The sequence below is a fragment of the Chelatococcus sp. KU-N122 genome (genome assembly GCF_055391085.1).
Window position 1 is genome coordinate 2,581,989 of the sequence record NZ_AP043981.1, and the last position, 20,896, is coordinate 2,602,884.

17 protein-coding genes are annotated in these 20,896 nt (G+C 65.8%); 8 read left to right on the plus strand and 9 right to left on the minus strand.

What is annotated here, in order from left to right:
* Positions 1-32 precede the first annotated feature (32 nt).
* The 3 genes from ACZ5PO_RS11690 to ACZ5PO_RS11700 form a co-directional block, all read right to left on the minus strand.
* Positions 33-1,313 carry an ABC transporter substrate-binding protein gene (locus tag ACZ5PO_RS11690; protein WP_464193509.1) on the minus strand — a complete coding sequence of 427 codons (1,281 nt, stop codon included), beginning with the start codon at positions 1,311-1,313 and terminating at the stop codon, positions 33-35.
* A gap of 196 nt (positions 1,314-1,509) precedes the next feature.
* A complete protein-coding gene (locus ACZ5PO_RS11695; RefSeq protein WP_464193511.1) occupies positions 1,510-2,058 on the minus strand; it encodes a flavin reductase family protein in 549 nt (182 codons plus the stop codon).
* A gap of 9 nt (positions 2,059-2,067) precedes the next feature.
* A complete protein-coding gene (locus ACZ5PO_RS11700; RefSeq protein WP_464193513.1) occupies positions 2,068-3,264 on the minus strand; it encodes an acyl-CoA dehydrogenase family protein in 1,197 nt (398 codons plus the stop codon).
* A 154-nt stretch (positions 3,265-3,418) separates the two neighbouring features.
* On the opposite strand from ACZ5PO_RS11700, the gene ACZ5PO_RS11705 reads away from it, so the two are divergent.
* Complete coding sequence (locus tag ACZ5PO_RS11705; RefSeq protein WP_464193515.1) at positions 3,419-4,054, plus strand: TetR/AcrR family transcriptional regulator; 636 nt, start codon at positions 3,419-3,421, stop codon at positions 4,052-4,054.
* A 224-nt stretch (positions 4,055-4,278) separates the two neighbouring features.
* Here ACZ5PO_RS11705 and ACZ5PO_RS11710 read toward each other — a convergent pair whose 3' ends face one another.
* On the minus strand, positions 4,279-5,190 hold the full coding sequence (locus tag ACZ5PO_RS11710; RefSeq protein ID WP_464193517.1) for a LysR family transcriptional regulator: 912 nt from the start codon (positions 5,188-5,190) through the stop codon (positions 4,279-4,281).
* Between the two features lie 108 nt (positions 5,191-5,298).
* Between ACZ5PO_RS11710 and ACZ5PO_RS11715 the strand changes: the two genes are divergently transcribed.
* The 3 genes from ACZ5PO_RS11715 to ACZ5PO_RS11725 are packed head-to-tail and all read left to right on the plus strand — an operon-like array spanning position 5,299 to position 7,715.
* Entirely contained in the window at positions 5,299-5,622 is a 324-nt protein-coding gene (locus ACZ5PO_RS11715) for a Dabb family protein (protein ID WP_464193519.1), read from the plus strand.
* Positions 5,619-6,803, plus strand: a complete 1,185-nt coding sequence (locus ACZ5PO_RS11720; RefSeq protein ID WP_464193521.1) for a maleylacetate reductase — start codon at positions 5,619-5,621, stop codon at positions 6,801-6,803. The genes ACZ5PO_RS11715 and ACZ5PO_RS11720 overlap by 4 nt, the downstream gene beginning before the upstream one ends.
* A 27-nt stretch (positions 6,804-6,830) precedes the next feature.
* Positions 6,831-7,715: an intradiol ring-cleavage dioxygenase gene (locus ACZ5PO_RS11725; protein ID WP_464193523.1), complete on the plus strand. Its 885-nt coding sequence runs from the start codon at positions 6,831-6,833 to the stop codon at positions 7,713-7,715.
* 165 nt (positions 7,716-7,880) lie between these two features.
* On the opposite strand, the gene ACZ5PO_RS11730 is transcribed toward ACZ5PO_RS11725, so the two are convergent.
* On the minus strand, positions 7,881-8,219 hold the full coding sequence (locus tag ACZ5PO_RS11730) for an EthD family reductase (RefSeq protein ID WP_464193525.1): 339 nt from the start codon (positions 8,217-8,219) through the stop codon (positions 7,881-7,883).
* 93 nt (positions 8,220-8,312) lie between these two features.
* Entirely contained in the window at positions 8,313-9,563 is a 1,251-nt protein-coding gene (locus tag ACZ5PO_RS11735; protein WP_464193527.1) for an acyl-CoA dehydrogenase family protein, read from the minus strand.
* A gap of 263 nt (positions 9,564-9,826) precedes the next feature.
* Here ACZ5PO_RS11735 and ACZ5PO_RS11740 point away from each other — a divergent pair, with 263 nt between their 5' ends.
* Positions 9,827-11,551 carry a sigma 54-interacting transcriptional regulator gene (locus tag ACZ5PO_RS11740; protein WP_464193529.1) on the plus strand — a complete coding sequence of 575 codons (1,725 nt, stop codon included), beginning with the start codon at positions 9,827-9,829 and terminating at the stop codon, positions 11,549-11,551.
* Positions 11,552-11,681: 130 nt separating this feature from the next.
* Here ACZ5PO_RS11740 and ACZ5PO_RS11745 read toward each other — a convergent pair whose 3' ends face one another.
* Both ACZ5PO_RS11745 and ACZ5PO_RS11750 read right to left on the minus strand, forming a co-directional pair.
* A complete protein-coding gene (locus ACZ5PO_RS11745) occupies positions 11,682-12,503 on the minus strand; it encodes an SDR family oxidoreductase (protein WP_464193531.1) in 822 nt (273 codons plus the stop codon).
* A gap of 621 nt (positions 12,504-13,124) precedes the next feature.
* The gene (locus ACZ5PO_RS11750) at positions 13,125-13,865 is read right to left on the minus strand and encodes a spermine/spermidine synthase domain-containing protein (RefSeq protein ID WP_464193533.1); all 741 of its coding nucleotides are present in this window, start codon (positions 13,863-13,865) and stop codon (positions 13,125-13,127) included.
* 536 nt (positions 13,866-14,401) lie between these two features.
* On the opposite strand from ACZ5PO_RS11750, the gene ACZ5PO_RS11755 reads away from it, so the two are divergent.
* From ACZ5PO_RS11755 to ACZ5PO_RS11765, 3 genes are all read left to right on the plus strand, one after another.
* Positions 14,402-15,856 carry an AMP-binding protein gene (locus ACZ5PO_RS11755; RefSeq protein ID WP_464193535.1) on the plus strand — a complete coding sequence of 485 codons (1,455 nt, stop codon included), beginning with the start codon at positions 14,402-14,404 and terminating at the stop codon, positions 15,854-15,856.
* A 279-nt stretch (positions 15,857-16,135) separates the two neighbouring features.
* Positions 16,136-17,287 (plus strand): serine hydrolase domain-containing protein, encoded by a 1,152-nt coding sequence (locus ACZ5PO_RS11760; RefSeq protein WP_464193537.1) that lies wholly within the window; start codon positions 16,136-16,138, stop codon positions 17,285-17,287.
* A 15-nt stretch (positions 17,288-17,302) separates the two neighbouring features.
* Positions 17,303-19,147, plus strand: a complete 1,845-nt coding sequence (locus ACZ5PO_RS11765; protein WP_464193539.1) for a flavin-containing monooxygenase — start codon at positions 17,303-17,305, stop codon at positions 19,145-19,147.
* A gap of 113 nt (positions 19,148-19,260) precedes the next feature.
* On the opposite strand, the gene ACZ5PO_RS11770 is transcribed toward ACZ5PO_RS11765, so the two are convergent.
* Positions 19,261-20,853 carry an AMP-binding protein gene (locus ACZ5PO_RS11770; protein WP_464193541.1) on the minus strand — a complete coding sequence of 531 codons (1,593 nt, stop codon included), beginning with the start codon at positions 20,851-20,853 and terminating at the stop codon, positions 19,261-19,263.
* Between the last annotated feature and the right edge of the window lie 43 nt (positions 20,854-20,896).

The following is a 20,896-nucleotide window of genomic DNA, read 5'->3' on the forward strand; positions in this document are numbered from 1 at the left end:
TGCAATGACCCAGTTGCGATCCGTTGCATAAATCAACCGATCAACTTCATCCGGCCCCCGACCGGAATGTCCGGATACTGCCTGTTGCTGGTGATCACCAGGTCCGGCTTGCCATCCTTCAACTGCCACTGGCCGGCCACGAGGGGCGTCCGCTTGACGTTCCTGAACGGCCCCTGGCCCTTCCAGTTGACCGGACCGACCACGGTGTTGAGGTCGGTCGCCCTGAGCGCCGCGAGGACCGCGGCGCTGTCGTCGAGCTGTTCGCACCGCTTGATGATATCGGCGGCGAGCTCGAAGAGCGCATGGATGAAGCCGATCTGCTGTGTCCAGCTGCGGCCGGTCGCCGTCGCGTAGGCGCCTGCCAGGTCCTTCGCTGATTGGCCGGTGAGGCTTGAGGCGAAGGGGTGGGAGGGTGTCCACCAGATTTCGCTGGTGAGGCCGTCGCCGCGCGGCCCGAGCGCCGCGATGGTCGACGGGAAGAGCAGGGCCTTGCCGATGGTGACGACCTTGGGGCGAAAGCCCTGCTGCGCCGCCTGGCTCCAGAAGGTCGCGAAATCCGGCGGGATCATGTTGCCGGTGACGATCTCGCAGCCCGCCTGCTTGAACGCGGCGATCTGGGCCGAGAAGTCGTTGTTGATGACCTGATAACGGCCTGGATCGACGATCTTGTAGCCGTGAGCCGCCAAGGGCTTGGGAAAGCCGAGCTGCGCGTCGCCCCAGGCATTGCCATCCGCGTCATTGGGAAACAGGCCGGCGATCGTCTTGGACGGGACGCCGGATGCATCCCAAAGATCCATGAAATTGGCGATGACGTCCTCGAGGCCCCAGAAGAAGTGATAGGTGTACTCGAAGCCCTTCGCCGAGTTGCCCTTGCGGCCGAAGAAATAGGGCTGCCAGGGGGCGACCGTCGTGATGCAGGGCATCTCGCTCAGTTCGCACTGATCGGCCACCGGGTTGGTGGTGTCGGGCGCCGAGGACGCTACCACGAGGTTGACCCGCTCCCGCTCGATCAGGTCCACCGTGACCTCGGCGGCCCGGTTGGAGCTCGATTGGGAATCCTTGACGACGACGTCGACCTTGACCGGCCTGCCATGGTTCTGGAGCGTGGCGAAGGCGGCCTTGGCGTCCTCGACGATGAAGCGGTCGGCCTCGCCGAAGCCGGCGAGCGGCCCGGTCTGCGGCGAGACATAGCCGATCTTGAAGGCGGCGGACTGGGCCGAGGCGCGACCGGCCGTCAGGACGGCCGGCGCCGCCAGCATGGCCGCGCCGCCCCGCAGCAGGCCGCGGCGGCTGATGGTCTGAGAGTCTCCCATCGTGTTCCTCCCTCGATGTTGTTTCGCCGTTCACTGAAGCCCTGCCCGATGCGATCGCGGCGTGGCCACATGGACGACGTCTTCGGCCTCGAATCCGCCGCTCGCCGTTCGCGTCGGGACGCTTCCGTCCCCGGGTGCGCGTCGTCCTCAGCCGCCTGCGGCCAGAGGCCGAGCGGCCCCGTCGTTCAGGGCGCCGTCACAGATAGTCCGCGCCGGCGTCGCCATGGGCCGCGAAGACCTTCCGCAACTGCCGGAACCGGCGGGCGCCGTAGAGCAGCGTGTCCGTCCCGGCCCGGTGCCGCGTCGCCACCACGTCGCCGAAGAGAACCGTATGGGTGGATTGCTCGCTGGTCCCGCTCAGCGCGCAATCGAAGGCGGCCGCCGCCGCCGTCAGGACCGGCGCGCCCGTGACGAGCGCCGTCCACTCGGCGCCGGCAAATCGGTCCACGCTCTCGCCCGCCATGCCGGCAAAGACCATGGCGATCCTGTCCTGGTCCTCGCTCAGCACGTTGACGCAGAAGCGCCGGGCTTCGATGACCTTGGCGTAGGTGCGGCCGGAGCGGTTGACGCAGACCAGCAGTCGCGGCGGATCGGCCGTGACCGACGCCACCGCCGTGGCCGTGAGGCCAAATCGCCTCCCGCCCAGCTCGGTGGTGATCACACACACGGACGAGACGTGCTGGGCGATGGCGCTCACATACTCGGCCGCCGGAACACATGTCCTGGCATCCACGAGCGTGCTCATCGTCCCGGCTCAGATCACGCCGGTTCCGGGATCGACGCCGAGCAGCACGCGCCCGTAGATCTCGGCGCCCGAGTCGTGCAGCAGGAAGCCGTGCATGGTGGTGGCCTGGAGATTGCGGGCGTTGAGCTGGATCGGGCTCCGCAGCGACAGGCCCGACGCGCCGCCGATGGTGAAGAGCCGGTGGACGGCGTCGCGGCAGAGCCGGGGCACCTCCGCGATGTCCATGCGGATGCGCCCGCGCAGCTCCATCGGCATCTTCTCGCCGCGGCGGGCATAGGCGTCCACGTCGTCCGCCGCCTTGTAGAAGACGAGCTCGGCGGCATGGATCATCGCCGCGGCCTGGCCCAGCGCGATCTGCAGCGCCGACCATTCGTGGGCGATGTGGCTCGTGTACATCACCTTCTTGCCGGGCACGGAGCGACGGAACTCGTCTAGCGAGCGCCGCGCGGCGCCCAGCGCTGACGTGGCGATGAACATGCCGAGCGCCGGGCCGCCCTGGCACCGGTGCACGGCGGGGGTCTCCGGTCGCGCGAAGGCCGCCGTCTGGTTCTCCAGCAGGGCCGGCAGCGAGACGAAGCGATGGGAGGGCACCCGCACATCGACGGCCCGGAGCGAGTTCGAGCCGGTGCCCTGCAGGCCCGATACGTGCCAATCGTCCAGGCGCTCGAGGTCGCCCGCCGGCACGGCGAAATCGCCCTCGTCGAGCTTGTCGCCGGCCTCGTCGAAGACTTCGGCGCCCAGGAGCACCCAATGGGAAGCGGCGTTGCCCGAGGCGAACGGCCAGAAGCCGTTGAGCGTATAGCTGCCGTCGGCCTGGCGGACCGCCCGGCCGCGGGGGCCGATGACGGCGGCGACGGCCTGTATCTCGCCCGTCCCGTAGATCTCCTCCTGCACGCGCTCGTCCATGTGGGCGACGATGAAGTCGTGGGCGTGATAGACGCCGAGCACCCAGGCGGTGGCCGCGCAACCTTCGGCGATGGTCGATACGGCATCCACGTGGGCGCGCATGGAGAGTTCCGAGCCGCCCCATTTGTGGGCCCGGAATATGCCGAGCAGCCCGCTGTCGTTGAGCAGCCGGATGTTCTCGGCGGGGACCTTGCGCTCCGTCTCGGTTTGAAATTCGCGGCTGCGCAACGCGGGAACGAGCTCCCAGGCGATACGCTTGACGTCGGCTTCCTTGATGGCGCGCGGCGCATGGAAATTCATGGCGGCTCCTCCCTGTATTGTTTTCGAGCGTTGTTCATTTTTGAAATTGAGTCAATATCGATTTATGTTCGCATAAGGCGCATCGTCGAACATGACCGAGCCGCCGGTCCGAACTTGAACTCCGGCCGGAATCGAGCCATTGAACCGAAGCAAGATGGTTGCGAGCGAGCAAAACCTGGGGCGTGTCGCCCGCCGGCGGAAACGCAATCTCGAGGCCCTGATCCGCGCTGGCCAGGACGTCATGGCGGAGAGGGGCATTGATGCCGCCACCATGCTCGAGATTGCCGAGCGGGCCGATGTGGGCGCCGGCACGGTCTACAGCTACTTCAAATCGAAGGACGAGCTGGCGATCGCGGTGCTCGAGCGGCTGATGTACGAGCTCGCGATCCGGATCGAGACGGTCACCGACACGTTCAGCGACCCGGCGCAGGTCTATGCCTTCGGCATACGCACCGTCATCGACACGGCGACGGGCGACGTGCGCTGGAAGCAGCTGCTCAATCGCTCGGAGGTGATCGCCGACGCCATGTTCCGGCAGATGGGCCCCTTCGCCATCCGTGACCTCCAGAACGCCTCGCGCGCGGGTCGCTTCAAGGTGGACGACGCGACGCTCACCTGGAAAATGGCCACCTACGCCATCGTCGGCGTGGCGCTGGCGGTGACCACGGAAGCCATGCCCGAAACGGTGATCGAGGAATGCGTGATCCGGCTCCTGTGCATGAACGGCATCGGCCGTGAGGAAGCCCGCGACCTCGCTCTTCGGCCTCGTCCGCCCCTGCCGCCCGCCTGATCGGCGCGCCACCCCTTGGGGTGGACCGTCGCCACTGGTGGCGACGGCCTGGTTTTCAAGTGGGATGGATGGCCGGGTCGAGCCCGGCCATGACGGCATGAAGGTCGGGCGCAAGCTTCCAGCGTCATGGCCGGGCTCGACCCGGCCATCCATCCGCCGAAAGACTCAAAACGTCGGTGCAACGCTCCCGGCAAATACGCTGAAGCAGGCGACCAGCCTTTGATCTACATCCAGATCCCTGCGTCCGACTGCGCGCGGATGTGCTCCAGCAGGAAATCCGAGAACACCCGGATCTTGGCCGGCAGCCTGACGCGGTTCTGGTAGGCGATGTTCATGGTCAGCAGCGGCAGCTCCCAGTCCATCAGGACCGAAACGAGCCTGCCGGCGAGGATGTCGCCCTGCACGATGTAGAGCGGCTGGATCAGAATGCCCAAGCCGGCGAGCGCCGCACCTCGGATCACTTGGCCGTCGTTGCTGTCGAGCGTCGGAGACGTCCGGATGGTCTGCGCCGTGTCGCCCTTGCGCAGGCGCAACGAATAGGGATCGTTGGCGAGGTTGTAGATCAGCATGTTGTGGCGGGCGAGATCCGCAGGCGTCTCCGGCCGCCCGTGGCTTGCGAGATAGGATGGCGCAGCCGCCAGCACCCGTCGCATCTGCCCGATGCGGCGCACGATGATGGTGGAGTCGGGCTCGTTCTCGCGGGTGCGGATGGCGACGTCGATGCCCGCCTCGATGAAATCGGGATAGCGGTTGGCGGTGATGATCTGCACGTTGAGCTTGGGATAGAGCGCGCGGAAGGCCGGCAGCATCGGCGCGAGATAGATCATCGCAAAGGACAGCGAGCTCGTGACGTGCAGCATGCCCGTCGGCGACAGCGCCCGGTCGCTGACGGCGTCCTCGGCTTCGGCCAGCTCGCTCAGCAGCGTGCTGCAGCGTTGCAGGAGCTCCTGGCCGGCGTCCGTCAGCCACAGCCGCCGCGTGTTGCGCTCGATCAGCCGGACCGCAAGCCGCTCCTCGAGCGCGCTGAGATGCCGGCTCGCCGCCGCGTTCGACATCCTGAGCGTCTCGGCGGCCTTGGAGAGGCTGCCGAGCTCGGCCGTCTTGGCGAATACCTCCAGTTGCAGCAGTCGGTCCATTTTTACGGATAGCGGAAAAGACCCTTTCGAATTCTGGCCTTTAATTCCGATCTCCGCAAGGCAGAATGCGGGGCGAACCAAAAACCGGCAGGCGAGGAAGCGCGAGACATGTCCGGCCCGATCAGGCACATCGTGATGTGGCGGCTGCGCGGGGAGACCGCCGAGGAGCGTGCGGCGGCCCGGCGCAAGGTCAAGGCCCTCTTCGAGGGCCTGAGGGGCCGCATCGACGGCCTCACCCACATCGAGGTCGGCCTCGATATCAGCGATGTCGATTATGCCTGCGACGTCGTCCTGTTCTCGGAATTCGTCGATCGCGCCGCGCTGAGCGCCTATGCCACCCATCCCGAGCACCTGCGCGTGCGCGAGGAACTGGGCGACCTGCGCGTCGGCCGCTTCCAGGTCGACTATCCTGTTCCCGAGGCGGGCGCGTGATCGGGGCGTTCACCTTCGAGGCTCTGCCCTGCCGCGTGGTGTTCGGCAGCGGCACGCTGAGCGCGGCGCGGGCCGAGATCGAGCGCCTCGGCGGCAAGCGCGCGCTGGTGCTGACGACGCCGCAGCAGGAGGCGGAGGGCGCCCGGCTCGGAGCGACGCTCGGGCCGCTCCATGCCGGCAGCTTCGCCGGCGCCGCCATGCATACGCCGGTGGAGGTGACCGAGCGGGCGCTCGCGGCGATGAGGGCGTGCGAGGCGGACTGCGTGGTCTCGCTCGGCGGGGGATCGACCACGGGTCTGGGCAAGGCGCTGGCGCTGCGCACCGGCGTCGATCAGCTCTGCATCCCCACCACCTACGCCGGGTCGGAGATGACCCCGATCCTCGGCGAGACCCGGGACGGGCTGAAGACCACGGTGCGCGACAAGGCCGTGCTGCCGGAGACCGTGATCTACGACGTGGAGCTGACGCTGTCGCTGCCGCCGGGGCTGACCGTGACCTCCGGCATCAACGCCATGGCGCATGCGGTCGAGGCGCTCTACGCGCGCGACCGTAATCCCGTCACGGCGCTCATGGCCGAGGAAGGCATCCGCGCGTTGGCGCGTGCGCTGCCGGTGATCGCGGCGAAGGCCGGCGATCTGGAGCAGGATCCCAAAAAGTGGACACCGGTTTTTGGACAAGATCATGCTCAAAGCAAAGACTTAGAGCGGGATGATGATTCGAAGACAAGTCATCCCGTTCTAGAGGCGCGCACCGAGGCGCTCTACGGCGCGTGGCTGTGCGGCGTGTGCCTGGGCACGGTCGGCATGGCGCTGCATCACAAGCTCTGCCACACGCTCGGCGGCACCTTCGACCTGCCGCATTCCGAGACGCACGCCATCGTCCTGCCCCATGCGCTCGCCTACAACGCACCGGCGGTGCCCGACGCGGCGATGCGCATCGCACGCGCACTCGGCACCGCCGATGCGGCCCAGGGACTGTATGATCTCGCCAGACGACTGAACGCGCCCCTGGCGCTGCGCGACATCGGCATGCCCGAAAGCGGCATCGACACCGCCGCCGACCTCGCGGTGACCAATGCCTACTGGAATCCGCGGGCGCTGGAACGCAACGCCATCCGCGACCTGATCGCCCGCGCCTGGCACGGCGAAGCACCCGGCATCGATCGAGCGGCTCTCCCCTGAGGAGATCGACGGACAACGGAGGCCATTGTGCGCAACTTCAGCGAAACCACCATCACGGACGCGGTGCTCGAGCGGGTCAAGGGAGCCACCGATCCGCGCATCAAGGAGGTCAGCGAGGCCCTGGTGCGCCACCTGCATGCCTTCGTGCGCGAGGTTCGCCCGACCATGAAGGAGTGGGACTACGGCATCGATTTCCTCACCCGCACCGGTCATATGTGCGACGACAAGCGCCAGGAGTTCATCCTGCTGTCGGATACGCTCGGCGTTTCCATGCTGGTGGATGCGATCAATCATCCCGTGCCGGAGGGCGCGACCGAAACCACGGTGCTCGGGCCGTTCTTCGTTCAGGCCGCACCCGAGAAGCAAAGCGGCGACGACATCTCCGGTGGCCTGGAGGGCGCGCCGCTGCTCGTCACCGGCTCGGTCTCGACCGTCGACGGCCGACCGCTGGCCGGCGCCGTTGTCGACGTCTGGCACTCCGACGACGACGGCTATTACGACGTCCAGCAGCTCGACAAGATCGGCGATCTCGCCATGCGCGCCCGCTTCCACACCGACCAGAACGGCCGTTTCCATTTCTGGTCGATCAAGCCGGCGGCTTACCCGATCCCCCACGACGGCCCGGTCGGCGAGATGCTGGAGGCGCAGGGCCGCCACCCCTGGCGCCCAGCCCACGTGCATTTCCTGATTGCCGCGCCCGGCTTCGAGCAACTGGTGACCCATGTCTTCGTGGCCGGCGACGAATACCTGGACTCCGACGTCGTCTTCGGCGTCAAGGACAGCCTGATCCGCGAGTTCGTCCGCCGTCCGCCCGGCGTGGCGCCGGACGGGCGCGCGATCGCGAGCGACTATTTTCATCTGAACTACGACTTCGGCCTCAAGCGGGCCGCGAGCGACGCCCGGGCGGCCTGACCGGACGCCTGTCGCCCACGTCATGGCTGGAGCGTTTCCTGATCGGGGGGGAACCGTCCAATCAGAGAGAAGCGCTCCAGATGAAAAGCGCTGGAGCCTTTCGCCATTGGATGAGACCATCCAATGGCACGGACATGCTCATGATTTACTGAATCCGGACCGAGCTCATCCGCGGCGCCCGCCGAGATCTGCTTCGCAAGGCAAGGCGGGAGCCACGGCAAAGGTCAGGATCGTGACGCCCGCAGCGGCATAGTTCGGGACGTCGGCCGCGGCGGCCTGGCCTTCCGGCGAGGCGAGCGCGCCCTGCAAGGCGGCTTCGTCGTCGAACTCGCATTCGACCACCGCATGGAATTGGCCCGAGGTGGCAGACGAGACGTCGAACCCATGTCGCATCGCTCGTAGCCCGGGGAACCGGGCCACGAGCGGCAGGTGGACCTCTTCCAGGTGCTTGCGAAACTGCGCGACGTCGATGGGCTCGTTGTAGATGGCAATCAGCTTGTGCATGGTCTCAACCCGTTTTCGCGAGTATAGCGGGGCGCCGGGATGATGGCGGCGAGCGCTCCCATCCCGGCGCGGCAGGTCGTCGATGCCGATGGCTCAGTACAGCTGGATCACGTCCTCGACGCCGTACAGCACGCGGCCGTAGAGGAGGTTGGCGATCTCCGGCAGGACGAAGGCGTGGCGGCTCGCGATCTCGCTGTCGCGCCACATGCGCTGAAGCGGGTTGGTGAGCGCGAAGCTGCTCGCGCCGTTGACGCTCAGCAGCCGGTTGATCGACGCCCGGCACAGCTTTGCGGCTCGGCCCGTATCCATGCGGATGCGCGCGCGGGTGAGCGGATCGAGCTTGCGCCGCTGCAATGCGGCCCGGTCGATGTCCGCGCAGGCCCGCGCCACGAGCATGTAGGCTTGGTCGGCGTCGGAGACGGCCTCTGCCAGCTCGATCTGGTGCGCCGGCGAATGGCGCGCTTCGGAGAAAACCGTGTAGGCGACCGGCTTACCTGGCGATTTCTGCAGCGTCAGGTCGATGGCGCCTCGCGCCAGACCGATCTGCGCTGCGACCAGAACGATTTCCGCCACCGGAACGAACGAGGCGTAGTCGTTCGGCTCATCGGATTCGTCGCGCGCATAGTCCTCGCCGGCGAGGTCGGCGAAGGACTGGAGTCGATGGCTCGGCACGAACACGTCGTTCGCCACCAGCGTGTTGCTTCCCGATGCCCGCATGCCGGCGACGTGCCAGGTATCGCGCAGCGTCAGATCGGTCAGCGGCACCAGCGCGAGCCCCATGCTCGGCGAGCCGTCGGGATTGTCGCCAAGGCGCACGCCGAGGGTTGCCCAATGGGCATGCGAAGAGCCCGACGCATACCACCACTCGCCCGTCAGTCGCACGCCGCCGTCGACGATCGTCGTCTTCGTCGGCGGGGTGAAGATGCCGCAGATCCTGGCCCCCGGGGTCGTTCCGAACGAATCCTCCTGCGCCTGCGGCGAGAACAGCGAGGCAAACCATGTGCAGACGTTGAGAAGGGCCATCGCCCACGCGGTTCCGCCATCGGCCCGGCCGATTTCCGCGACGGCGTCGATGAACGTCCGGAAATTGGCGCCGCTGCCGCCCAGCCGCCGGGGGACGGAAATGTGAAAAAGCCCGGCCTGCTGGAGCGCGTCGACAACCTCCTGGGAGACTCGGCGATCGTCGTCGCCGGCTTGGGCATGGGCCCTCACGAGGCCCTGGAGCGCTCGCGCGCGAGAGACGAGCGCGAAGTCCGGTTGCGGGGCATCGAAGAAGGCGTCCAGCGGCTGCGAGATGCTCGTGCTCTCGTCGTGCAGGGATCTTGGATGGCTCGTGTCAAGCATAGGTATCTCCTCCCTCTGACATGCGATCAGCGGCGGTTTCGCGCCGACCGCACGCGGCCATCGGCAGATCCCATGCCAGATCTTCTTCGCCTTCGACGGCAATCGTTATGTAATTGTTTTCCCGATCGATTTCTTATTCGGCAGGCGAAGAGCGCGCCGTTGCGGGCCTACGCGCGCTGGCCAATAATAGCCAGCCAAGCCATGTGGGTGGCTAGATCCAGCCACGCACATCCGTCAGGCGGATCGCGCTCGGGGAGGATCGCGTGTCACGCATTTCCGGTCTGAAGCTGAGCGTCGGGCCCGGCGATCATCAAATCGATCCGGAGCGCATCGGCCATTCGATTCTGCCGGACATTTCCGACCTGAGCGCGCGGATCCGCTTCCAGCCGGAGGAAGGACGCATCTGGCTGGACGACCAGCGGGTGGTCATGTTGAACCTGACCGGCCAAGCGGTTCTCCGGCGGGAGCTTATCGAAGCGCTCGGGCCGCGCAAGGCGCAAGAGATCCTGTTCCGGACCGGCCATGCCGCGGGCGCCCGAGAGGCGATCCTGGCGATGAAGGTGCGGTCGAACCAGCCGCAGCTCAACGCCTTTCTCGTGGGGCCGCAACTGCACGCGTTGAGGGGAGAGGTCTACGTGGAGCCCGACATCCTCGAGGGCGATGTGGAAACCGGCGCCTATTACAGCGAGCTGACCTGGACGAACTCGGCGGAGGCCGAAACGCACGTCGCGGCTTTCGGCAACAGCTCCGAACCCGTCTGCTGGATGCAGATCGGCTACGCCTCCGGCTACACCAGCGCGGTGATGGGGCGCCCCATTATTTTTCGCGAGGTGGAGTGCATCGCTTGCGGATCCGCCCACTGTCGCATTGTCGGACGGCCCGCCGAGAGCGTGGACGCACGTGAGCGTGCGTTCATGCCGCGCGCCAACTTCCGCTCGGTCGACGGCAACGGCCCTGCCGCCGGCAGCATCGTGGAGCGCGGGATCGTCGGCGCCTCGCCGAGCTTCCTCGCGGCCTGGCACCTGCTGGGCAAGGTGGCTCCCCTTGCAACCACGGTCCAGCTCTGTGGCGAGACCGGCGTAGGCAAGGACATCTTCGCGCGCGCCATTCACAACGCCAGCCCCCGGGGAAGGCGCCAGATGTTCAGTGTCAACTGCGCGGCCATCCCGGAGAACCTCGTCGACGCCGAGCTCTTCGGCGTGGAAAAGGGCGCCTACACGGGCGCCAGCCAGGCTCGCGAGGGTTGGTTCGAGGCTGCCAGAGGCAGCACGCTGTTCCTCGACGAAATCGGCACCCTGAGCCTCACGGCGCAGGCCAAGCTCCTGCGCGTCCTTCAGGATGGCGAGTTCAGCCGCGTCGGCGGCACGACGGTTCGGCGCAGCGACGCGCGCATCATCTGCGCGACGAATGTCGACCTTGAGGCCGAGGTCAGACACGGGCGCTTCCGGGCCGACCTCTTCCATCGCCTCAATACCTTTCAGATCGCGATCCCGCCACTTCGCGAGCGGCGGGACGACATTCCTCCCCTGGTCGATTACTTTCTGAAACGATTCAATGAGCGCAACGGTCGACGTGTCGGCGGGTTTACGTTCTCTGCGCTCGACGCGCTGCTGCTCTATGACTTTCCGGGGAACATCCGTGAGCTCGAAAACATGATCGAGCGCGCAGCAATCCTCACCCCCGATGGGGAGCCGATCGAGACATTCCATCTGTTCAACAAGCACAGCGGTCTGCACAAGACGTTTCTCAGTCTTGACCGGAGTGGTGCTCTGGCCAGGCGAACCGTCGAGCCGGAGCCGGCTGTCGCGACGGCCGATACGGCAGCGGCGGCTTCGTGGGTGTCGCTCAAGCAAATGGAGCACCGCGCGATCCGCGAGGCGCTCCAGGCGACGAGCGGCAACGTCTCCCATGCCGCGCGCATTCTGGGGCTCACGCGGGCCCAGCTGCGGCACCGTCTGGCGAGGCAATCGGAGCAGTCATCGCCATGAGGCGGGCTCGCGTGGCGAGGTGGGAGCGTCTCGGCACCAGGCGCTTTGCACAGCGATTTTGACGCTTTGCTTCCGTCGCAGCAAAGGGCGTACGGCGGTGCAAAGCGTCAAGACTTTGTGTGCAGAGCTGCTAGCTCGGCATGGCGTCGAGCAGCGCCTTGGCGCGGGCCGCAATCGCCTCCGCCATGATGCGATCCGTATGGATGTACAAGCGGTCGTCCTGCACGGCTTGGAGAACCATCTCGCCGACGTCGTCGATGCCGACGCCTTGCTTCAGGAGCTCGGTCATCTGCGCTCTGCGCTCTGCGCCCCGCCGTTCCTGTTCGTCCGACAACGACAACCCGGTCTTGGGTGCGGTACTCGCCGAGCGCTGCACGATGTCGGTGGCGACGGGACCAGGGCACAGCACGCTGACGCCGATGCCCGCGGATCTCAGTTCGGCATCGAGGGCCTCCGACAGCCCCACCACCCCGTACTTGGCCGTGCAGTACAGGACCCCGGAGCTCGTTGCCGCAAGGCCGGCGCCCGAGGCCGTGTTGACGATATGGCCGCCCTGGCCGCGGCCGACCATCTTCGGCAGAAACGTCTGCACGCCGTTGATGACGCCGTAGAGATTGATGCCGATCGACCAGTCCCAAAGCGCGTAGGTGAGTTTTTCCGCGGGGGCGCCACCGGCGACGCCGGCGTTGTTGAACAGGAGCGATACTGGTCCCAGAGCCCGTTCCGCAGCGTCTGCCGCCGACGCATAGGCATCGCGATCACGCACGTCGAGCTGGAACGTCTCGACCGGAGCAACGTCCTGCAACTCCGCCTTGGCGCGCGCCAGGGCAGCGGCATCCACGTCGGCCAGGGCCAGCTTGGCGCCAGCCCGCGCAAAGCTTCGGGCGATGCCCAATCCGATGCCGTTGCCACCGCCGGTGATGAAGGCGGTCCGCCCTTGCACGTCCGTCATGCAGTCTCTCCTCCCTTTGTCTTCTCAACCAATTTTGCCGCTGATTCTGTCGCAGCGGGGCATGGCGTCGCCTTCGACGCGCGGCCGGCTTTCCGGGCGCCATGGACGCCGGCCAGCGGCACGGCTCGAGGTCGCCTGCTTCGAAGCTAGGACAGGGCCTCCCATTGGCGAAATGCAAAGCCGGGACAGGCAATGCCTCGGGGGAATGCCCGGATGACGCGATAAATGCGAGCGGGATGAGGTGTGCGGACGCGTGGGCCGGCCGTTGCGCTCCAAATTCAGAAAGTTATGAGCATTTCTCTGCCATTGGATGATCTCATCCAATGGCGAAATGCTCTAGTGTGGCGAATCCGAAATTCGCACCACCTCGGGCATCGCTCGGAGCGAATTTCGGATTCCTAAGCCACGCTAGCAACTCTACGATTCTAGTGTGGTTTAATGGATCTGAAGGTCCTGAACATTGATGCCGTGTTGGAGCAGGAACTTCAGATCCACCACACTAGCGGCATGACATCCTCACCGCCAAGGATCTGTCGGGCGGCCTCCAGGTCGACGTCGCTTCGGCCGAAAACTCTCACCATAACAATGCTGTATATCGACGGTGTCATCGACGCGCCCCCGTCAGCCTGCGCGGGGCGACGGGTCAACAGTCTTTTCTGATTCGCCCCTCGCGAGCGGCTGGTCGAGACCCACAGCATCCCGGCGCGCCAGATAGATACAGTGGAACGCCTCGGCGCTGGCCCCGGGGAGGGAAACGCAGTCGCAGAGCCAGTTCCATCGAAGGGCGCTCAGCCGCTCCTCGAACGCCGGCGACCGAGTCGCGGACCAGAATGCGGCGAGGCCGTCCGGTCTGAGGGAGTGCTTGACTGCGATGATGCCGCGCGTCTCGTAGATCAGCCCGTTTGGCGCCCGCACGGTGTTGTCGGGCCCATTGTCGGTGTCCATGAGGATCACGTCGTAGGTGCCTCGTTCGTTTCCGAGCGTTTCCATGACGTCCTCGACGCGAACCTCGACTCGCGGATCGTCCAGTGGATGGCCGGCCAGGCCGCCCAGGTAGCGCCGGTTCCAGTCCACGACCTCCGGGATAATTTCGCAGACGACGACCTCTGCTCTGTGGTCGAGGAAGCTGAGTGCGGTACGGAGTGTGAAACCGAGGCCCAAGCCGCCAATCAGCACCCGCCTAGCCGGACGAGCAAGCAGACGTAACGCCCTTTCCGCCAGCAGATCTTCGGAGTGATGAGTGGAGCTGCTCATCAGCTCCATGCCGTTGTATCGGATTTCGTAGAGATCGCTCCTCTGTCTCAAGCTGATTTCGTCGCCGGCGATGGTCCTGGCTCTCGCCAATTCGATCCAGATGTTCATGCCGTCCCCAAAAGTCGCCGTCGGGCTGTCGGCAGCCTGACATTCCACACGTGGCATCGAATGATCTTGGGGCGCTCAGCCCTGCGGCCGCAGCAATCCATGAGCATCGTCGGCTCTGGTTCCGGCCGTCAACGGATGGATGGCCGGATGGTTTTCCGTTCGCTTTGCCATTGCGGCGAACAGCTTGCGCATCTATCGCCGAGCTTGGCAAGCAACACGCGTTACCTGGGAAGCGGGCAGGACAATAGAGATCGCAGATAATTCCAAGCTGCTGGCATGAGGAGGGTCGCCCGCTCGCGCCGAGAGGGATGAGGTGTGCGGACACGTGGCCCGCGGAAGGCACTCAGCCATGAATGGCAGGCATGGCCGGCGCCGTTTTATCCGACCTCAACTGGCACTGCCCTCTGTTAAGGTCGCCGAAGACTGAGCGAACAAGGCGGTTTCTGGCTGCCTCTCAGAATGTTCGCAGCATCCGGGAGAGGAGCGTCGAGTTGGAGAGCGACCAGTTAAATATTGCGACTGCGGGACCCTCGTCGATGCCGATGGGCGATCTGCTCGCCTATCATGCCAGCAGGGATCCGGCGCGTCCGGCGGTGACATACGACGACGTGAGCGTGAGTTATGCCGAGCTCGATGCGCGTGCCAATCGCAAGGCGCGCCAGCTGGCGGAGCTGGGCGTCGGCGAGGGAGACGTGGTGACCCTCGCCGTGCCGAACAGTCTCGAATTCTACGAGACCGCCTTTGCGGTCTGGAAGCTGGGCGCAACCCCGAACAATGTGTCCTCGAAGCTGCCCACGGCGGAGTTGCGGGCGATCGTCGAGCTCGCCAGGCCGCGCCTGATTATCAGCGACGAGCATGCGCAGGTGGCGGGCTGGGATTGTCTGGCCGTGGGCACGCGCCCGAGCGAGGATCTGTCCAGTGCTCCGCTCCCGTCGAAGATCCCGCCGCGCTGGAAGGTCATGACCAGCGGTGGATCGACCGGACGGCCGAAGCTGATCGTGGACCGGATGCCCGGTGTGTACGATCCGAGCAAAGCTCCGGGAAACCAGATGCTCGGTGAGACGATGCTCAACCCGGGCCCGTTGTATCACAACGCGCCGTTCGCGATGTCGTCGCAGTGCCTCTTTTCGGGCGGCCATGTCGTCGAGATGGGGAAGTTCGACCCCTTGCACGCGCTTCAATTGATCGAGCGCTACCGGGTCAACTGGGTGAACTTGGTGCCGACGATGATGCACCGGATTTGGCGATTGCCGCCTGAACAGCGGAACGCCTTCGATCTGTCCTCCTTGAGGGTCGTATGGCACATGGCCTCGGTCTGTCCCCAGTGGCTCAAGCAGGCCTGGATCGATTGGCTCGGGCCGGACCGGATCTTCGAAATGTACGGGGGGACCGAGCTGCTCGGCGTGACGGTCATCACGGGACGTGAATGGCTTTCTCATAAAGGGTCCGTCGGCAAGATTCAGCCGGGATCCACGATGCGCGTGCTGGATGAGCAGCGCAACGAGTGCAAGCCGGGCGAGGTTGGCGAGATTTACTTCCTGCCGGACGGGGGGCGTCGTTCGACCTATGAGTATATCGGAGCGGAAGCCAAGGCCGTAGGCGAGTGGGAGTCCTATGGCGACCTCGGCTATGTGGACGAGGACAACTACCTCTATATCGTGGACAGGCGGACCGACATGATCGTCTCGGGTGGCGCCAACATCTTTCCGGCGGAGATCGAAGCCGCCCTCGATCACCACCCGGATGTCCAGTCCTCCATCGTGATCGGCCTGCCTGATGCCGACCTGGGCCAGCGCACCCATGCCATCGTGCAGCTGGCGGAGGGCGCTCGGGACCGCACCGACGCTGACGCCTTGCGCCTGTTCCTGTCCGAGAGACTGGTGCGATACAAGATTCCGCGAACCTTCGAATTCACCGACGAGAGCCTGCGCGACGACGCGGGCAAAGCCCGCCGGTCGAAATTGCGCGACGAGCGGATTGCCAATGCCTGATAGGTCCCAGTGGGGCGGCCTTGAGCGAGTCTTCAAAGAAGCTCGATGACTGATCTATCAGTTGTCAGCTCTGGATATAGAATAATAGTAGTTTGGTATATGTGAAAATGCCGATACAGGCGCCGTCAGCGACGCTGACGGCAGGTCGTCGCCCGTATGAATTCCATACAGATGGTGAATATCTAGAAATAATAAGGAGTTCGGCATGCCGCGTTGGCATGGCGATCCTTGTCGGCCATTGACGATACATCAGAACAACGACAGCGGGAGGAGAAGCGCGTGAGCGACGATAGTGCGGCGGCGGCAGCGCCCTCGGGCGGGTTCGCCCACGATCAATTCGCCGAGGTGCAGCGCCTGTTCGAACGGCGGATCTCCGACGGGACCGAGATCGGCGCCTCGGTCGCGGTGTCGATCGGCGGCGAGATGGTGGTCGACCTTTGGGGCGGCTGGGCGGATGAGGAGCACACCCGCCCCTGGACGACGGACACCATCGTCAACGTCTACTCGGTCAACAAGACCATGACGGCGGTCACAGCGCTGTTTCTGGCCGATCACGGCGCGATCGACTTCGATGCGCCAGTTGCGTCCTACTGGCCGGAATTCGCCCAGGGCGGCAAGGGCGACGTCAAGGTCAGCCAGCTGATGGCCCACTCCGCGGGGCTGTCCGGCTGGCGGGAGCCGATGGCTTCGAGCGATCTGTACGACTGGGACAAGGCGACGACTCTTCTGGCCCGGCAGGAGCCGTTCTGGCGGCCGGGAACGGCGTGCGGTTATCACGGCATCACGCAAGGCTATCTCGTCGGCGAGGTTGTCCGGCGGGTCACGGGGCAGACCCTCAGCGAGGTGTTCCGGCGCGAGATCGCTGAGCCGTTGGGGGCTGACTTTCACCTGACCCTCGACGCCCGTGACGATCATCGCGTGGCGGACCTGAAGGACGCGCCGATGATCGAGGGCTTGCCCGAGCCGAGCGAGCTCATGAAGAACATCGCGACCAATCCGCCGCTCCTGGTGCAAGCCACCCGCACGCGCGCGTGGCGAGCGGCGCAGATCTATGCGGCGGGCGGCCAAGGTAACGGGCGATCGATCGCGACAATTCACGCGATGATGGCCAATGGCGGCGAGATCAACGGCAAGCGTCTGATGTCTGAGGCGGGGTGTCGCAGAGCCCTTGAGCTTCAGATCGAGGGTCAGGATCTCGTCCTGTCGATGCCTGCCCGGTACGGAATGGGTTTTGGTCTGCCGGGTGACTGGCTGAAAACGCCGCACGCGGACTGCATCTTTTGGCCGGGCGCGGGGGGAGCTCTCACCGTCATTGACATGACCTCGCGCCTGAGCTTCGGCTACGCGATGAACCGGATGGGGCGCGGTTTGCTGGTCAATCCCCGCCCGCACGATCTCCTGAAAGCCACGTGGAACGCATTGGAATCCTGATCGGAGAGCTGCCCGATGACATATCCGCAAGACATCCAGGACCTTGGATTCGATCCTGAAGCGGTCCGCGCCAAATATAAGTTCGAACGTGACCGCCGGGTTCGTGCCGAGGGGGCGGACCAATACATCGAAGCCGCGGGCGCATTCGCTCACTACGGGGACGACGATCCCCACGCGCAGGGAGACGATAAGCGCGAGCCCTGGCAAGAGGACGTCGAAGTCCTTGTCGTCGGTGGCGGCTTCAGCGGTTTGATGGTCTCCGCAGAGCTGAGAAAACACGGCGTCGAGGACGTGCGGATCATCGAGGCGGGCTCCGATTTCGGCGGGACATGGTACTGGAACCGGTATCCGGGCGCCCAATGCGACATCGAATCCTACATTTACCTGCCCATGCTGGAAGAGACCGGCTACATCCCGAAGGAGAAGTATTCCTACCAGCCCGAGATCTACGCGCACGCGCAGCGCCTGGCCGCGCATTTCGGGCTGCGCGACCGGGCGATCTTCCGCACGCGCATCACCGAGGTGCGCTGGGACGAAGAGATCAGGCGCTGGCAGGTGGCGACCGATCGAGGCGACGTGTTCAGCGCCCGGTTCGTGATCAACGCAACCGGTCCGGCCAACCGGCCGAAGCTTCCCGGCATCCCCGGCATCGAATCGTTCTCTGGCAAGATGTTTCACACGTCGCGCTGGGACTATGACTATACGGGCGGCGATACCTCGGGCGGGCTCCACAAGCTGGCGGACAAGCGCGTCGCCGTCATCGGCACGGGCGCGACCGCGATCCAGGTCGTGCCCCATGTCGGCAAGACCGCGAAGCAACTCTACGTCTTTCAGCGCACGCCATCCTCGGTGGATGTTCGCGGCAACGGACCGACCGATCCCGAATGGGCTGCGAGCCTGAAGCCGGGCTGGCAGCGCGAGCGCCAGGACAACTTCAACGCCATCATGAACCGCGAGCCGGTGGAGGCCGATCTCGTCCAGGACATGTGGACGGACCTGATCAAATACATGCCCCGGCGCGACGCGGCAAAGCCTCTCGATCAGCAGGCAGCTTTGACGGCGGAACTGGGCGACATGCGCAAGATGCATGAGATCCGCGGCAGGGTCGATGCGGTCGTCGCCGACCGGGCCACCGCCGAGGCGCTCAAGCCGTGGTATCCGCGTTATTGCAAGCGGCCGACATTCCACGACGACTACCTGCCGACATTCAATCGGCCGAACGTCGAGCTCGTCGACACCAGCGGTTCGCGGGGCGTCGAGCGCATCACGCCCCGTGGCGTCGTGGTCGACGGCACGGAGTATGAGGTCGATTGCATCATCTTCGCGACGGGGTTCGAGATCACGACGGGCGCGCACCGCAAGCTGCCGATCAACATCGTCGGACGGGGCGGATCAACGATCGCCGAGCGGTGGGCGCCTGATCTCAGCACCTTTCACGGCCATTCCGTGCATGGGTTTCCCAACTGGCTCTTCCTCGGCGGCGGCCAGAACGGGCTTTCGGCCAACTACACCTCGGTGCTGGCCGCGCAGGCCGAGCATCTCGCCTATATCGTGCAGCAGGTGCGCGCCAGGGGCGCGGTCGCCGTCGAGCCGACGCTCGAAGCCGAGACGAAATGGGTGCGGACGATCCGGGCCCTTGCCACCGCCGCCATCGACGCCTACTCCGCCTGCACGCCCGGCTACTACAACAACGAAGGGCAGATCGGCGACGGCAAGGGGCGCGCGCTCGGGGAAGTGTACGGTCCGGGCCTCAACGCCTTCAACCGGCTGCTGAAGGCGTGGCGGGAGGAGGGCACGATGAAGGGGCTTCAGCTGGAGATGCCAGGCATCGACACGCTGCCGCGCACCGCTGCGGCCTGATCCGCACACTCGTCGGCCGCTTGAGCTTGCTTGCGGGAGCGCTGCACGGAGGCTTTGGGTCTTTGGGCGGATGGATGGCCGGGCTTGACCCGGCCATCCATCCGCTTTGAAAACTAAGCCGTCGACGTGATCGCCAGCACATGTTCGCGCAGCTCGCGCTTCAAGACCTTGTCGAGCAGCCCCTTCGGGAGCTCGGCCAGGAACACCACCTGGCGCGGCTGCTTGAACTTCGACAGTTTCAGCCGGCACGTGTCCATGATCTCGCGCTCCAGCGCGGCGCCCGGCTCGGCGGCGACGACGCACGCCACCGGCACCTCGTCATAGACCGGATCGGGCCGGCCGACGACCGCGATCTCGATGACCCCCGAGACCTGGGCAATCACGCTTTCGATCTCGATGGCCGCGACGTTCTCACCGCCCACCTTGAGCATGTCCTTGTCGCGCGAGGCGAAGAACACGAAGCCGTCGTCTCGTGGCGTCACCAGGTCGCCGGTGCTAAACCAGCCGTCCGGATCGAACGCCGCCGCCGTTGCCTCGGGGTTGTGAAGATACTCCTGGAAGAGCGAGATGCCGGCGATGCCGCGGACCCAGAGATGGCCGGTCTCGCCGAAGGCCACCTCCGACCCGTCCGAACGGCGGATCGCGTTCTCATACTCGGCAGCGGGCCGCCCCATGGAGAACTCGGGGCCGACGAGCGTGCGCGTGTAGGTGATCGTCTGGGCGATGGTTTCGGTCATGCCGTACCAGCCGATCGTCTTGATGCCCCAGCGCTCGCGCACCAGCCGCAGGTCGCCCCCGGCCAGCCAGAACTGGAACCAATGGGTCTCCGGCGCGGGCAGGGCACCAAGGACACGCAGGTGAAAGCCCAACACGAACGTCCACGTGCAGCGGTGCCGCACGGCCACGTCCCAGAAGCGCGAGGCGGAGAAGCGCGGCATCAGCACGACTGTGCCGCCGGACCATAGCGTGCCCAGATTCGAGTAGCCGAGTGCGGCGGTGTGGAACAACGGCAGGTGGACGAGGTGGATGTCCCGCTCCGTCAGCCCCGCATGGGCCGTGGTGGTGCGGCCGCTCCACAGCGCGTTGGCGTGCGTCCACACGACCCCCTTGGGCCGCGACGTGGTGCCCGAGGTGTATTGGACGCTGTTGGGGAGCAGGGGCTCGGGCGCGCGCCGCGGAGCGGTCTCGGGGGCGCCGCGCAGGCTCGCAAAGGGGACGGCGCTCGCGTCCGGTGGCGTGGCCGCCGCCTCGCCGGCGTCGTCGCCGATACAGGCCACCCGCTCGATCTGCGGCGCCGACGCGCGCACCAGGTCGAGGTAGCGGGGCTGGGTGATGGCCGCGGCCGCACGGCTGTGCTCCAGGAAATAGCGGAGCTCGTCCTCGGTCGACCGTGTGTTGGTCGTCACGGCCACCGCGCCCAGGCGAGAGCAGCCATACCAGGCGAACAGGAACTCGGGGCAATTGTCGAGGTGGATGGCGACGAAGTCGCCCTTGCGGATGCCCCAGGCGGCCAATCCTGCGGCATAGGCGGATGTCTCCCGCGCGAACTCCGCGAAGGTCCATGAACGGGACGGCCCGTCGAACGGCTCCCAGACCAGGAAGACCTTGTCCGAATGGGTCCGTGCCCGTTCGTCGACCAGCCAGGGCACATCCCGGCCGGTGAACAGGTGAAAGCCCGTGGGGCGTCGCGCGGACGGAGCCGTCATATCCACACCTCTAGATCGCGGCGCCGCTGCTCCGGCTGCACAC

Coding starts and splice junctions, on each gene's coding strand:
- ACZ5PO_RS11690 (WP_464193509.1), bottom strand. CDS start 1,313: ATGGGAGACTCTCAGACCATCAGCCGCCGCGGCCTGCTGCGGGGCGGC.
- ACZ5PO_RS11695 (WP_464193511.1), bottom strand. CDS start 2,058: ATGAGCACGCTCGTGGATGCCAGGACATGTGTTCCGGCGGCCGAGTAT.
- ACZ5PO_RS11700 (WP_464193513.1), bottom strand. CDS start 3,264: ATGAATTTCCATGCGCCGCGCGCCATCAAGGAAGCCGACGTCAAGCGT.
- ACZ5PO_RS11705 (WP_464193515.1), top strand. CDS start 3,419: ATGGTTGCGAGCGAGCAAAACCTGGGGCGTGTCGCCCGCCGGCGGAAA.
- ACZ5PO_RS11710 (WP_464193517.1), bottom strand. CDS start 5,190: ATGGACCGACTGCTGCAACTGGAGGTATTCGCCAAGACGGCCGAGCTC.
- ACZ5PO_RS11715 (WP_464193519.1), top strand. CDS start 5,299: ATGTCCGGCCCGATCAGGCACATCGTGATGTGGCGGCTGCGCGGGGAG.
- ACZ5PO_RS11730 (WP_464193525.1), bottom strand. CDS start 8,219: ATGCACAAGCTGATTGCCATCTACAACGAGCCCATCGACGTCGCGCAG.
- ACZ5PO_RS11735 (WP_464193527.1), bottom strand. CDS start 9,563: ATGCTTGACACGAGCCATCCAAGATCCCTGCACGACGAGAGCACGAGC.
- ACZ5PO_RS11745 (WP_464193531.1), bottom strand. CDS start 12,503: ATGACGGACGTGCAAGGGCGGACCGCCTTCATCACCGGCGGTGGCAAC.
- ACZ5PO_RS11750 (WP_464193533.1), bottom strand. CDS start 13,865: ATGAACATCTGGATCGAATTGGCGAGAGCCAGGACCATCGCCGGCGAC.
- ACZ5PO_RS11755 (WP_464193535.1), top strand. CDS start 14,402: ATGCCGATGGGCGATCTGCTCGCCTATCATGCCAGCAGGGATCCGGCG.
- ACZ5PO_RS11765 (WP_464193539.1), top strand. CDS start 17,303: ATGACATATCCGCAAGACATCCAGGACCTTGGATTCGATCCTGAAGCG.
- ACZ5PO_RS11770 (WP_464193541.1), bottom strand. CDS start 20,853: ATGACGGCTCCGTCCGCGCGACGCCCCACGGGCTTTCACCTGTTCACC.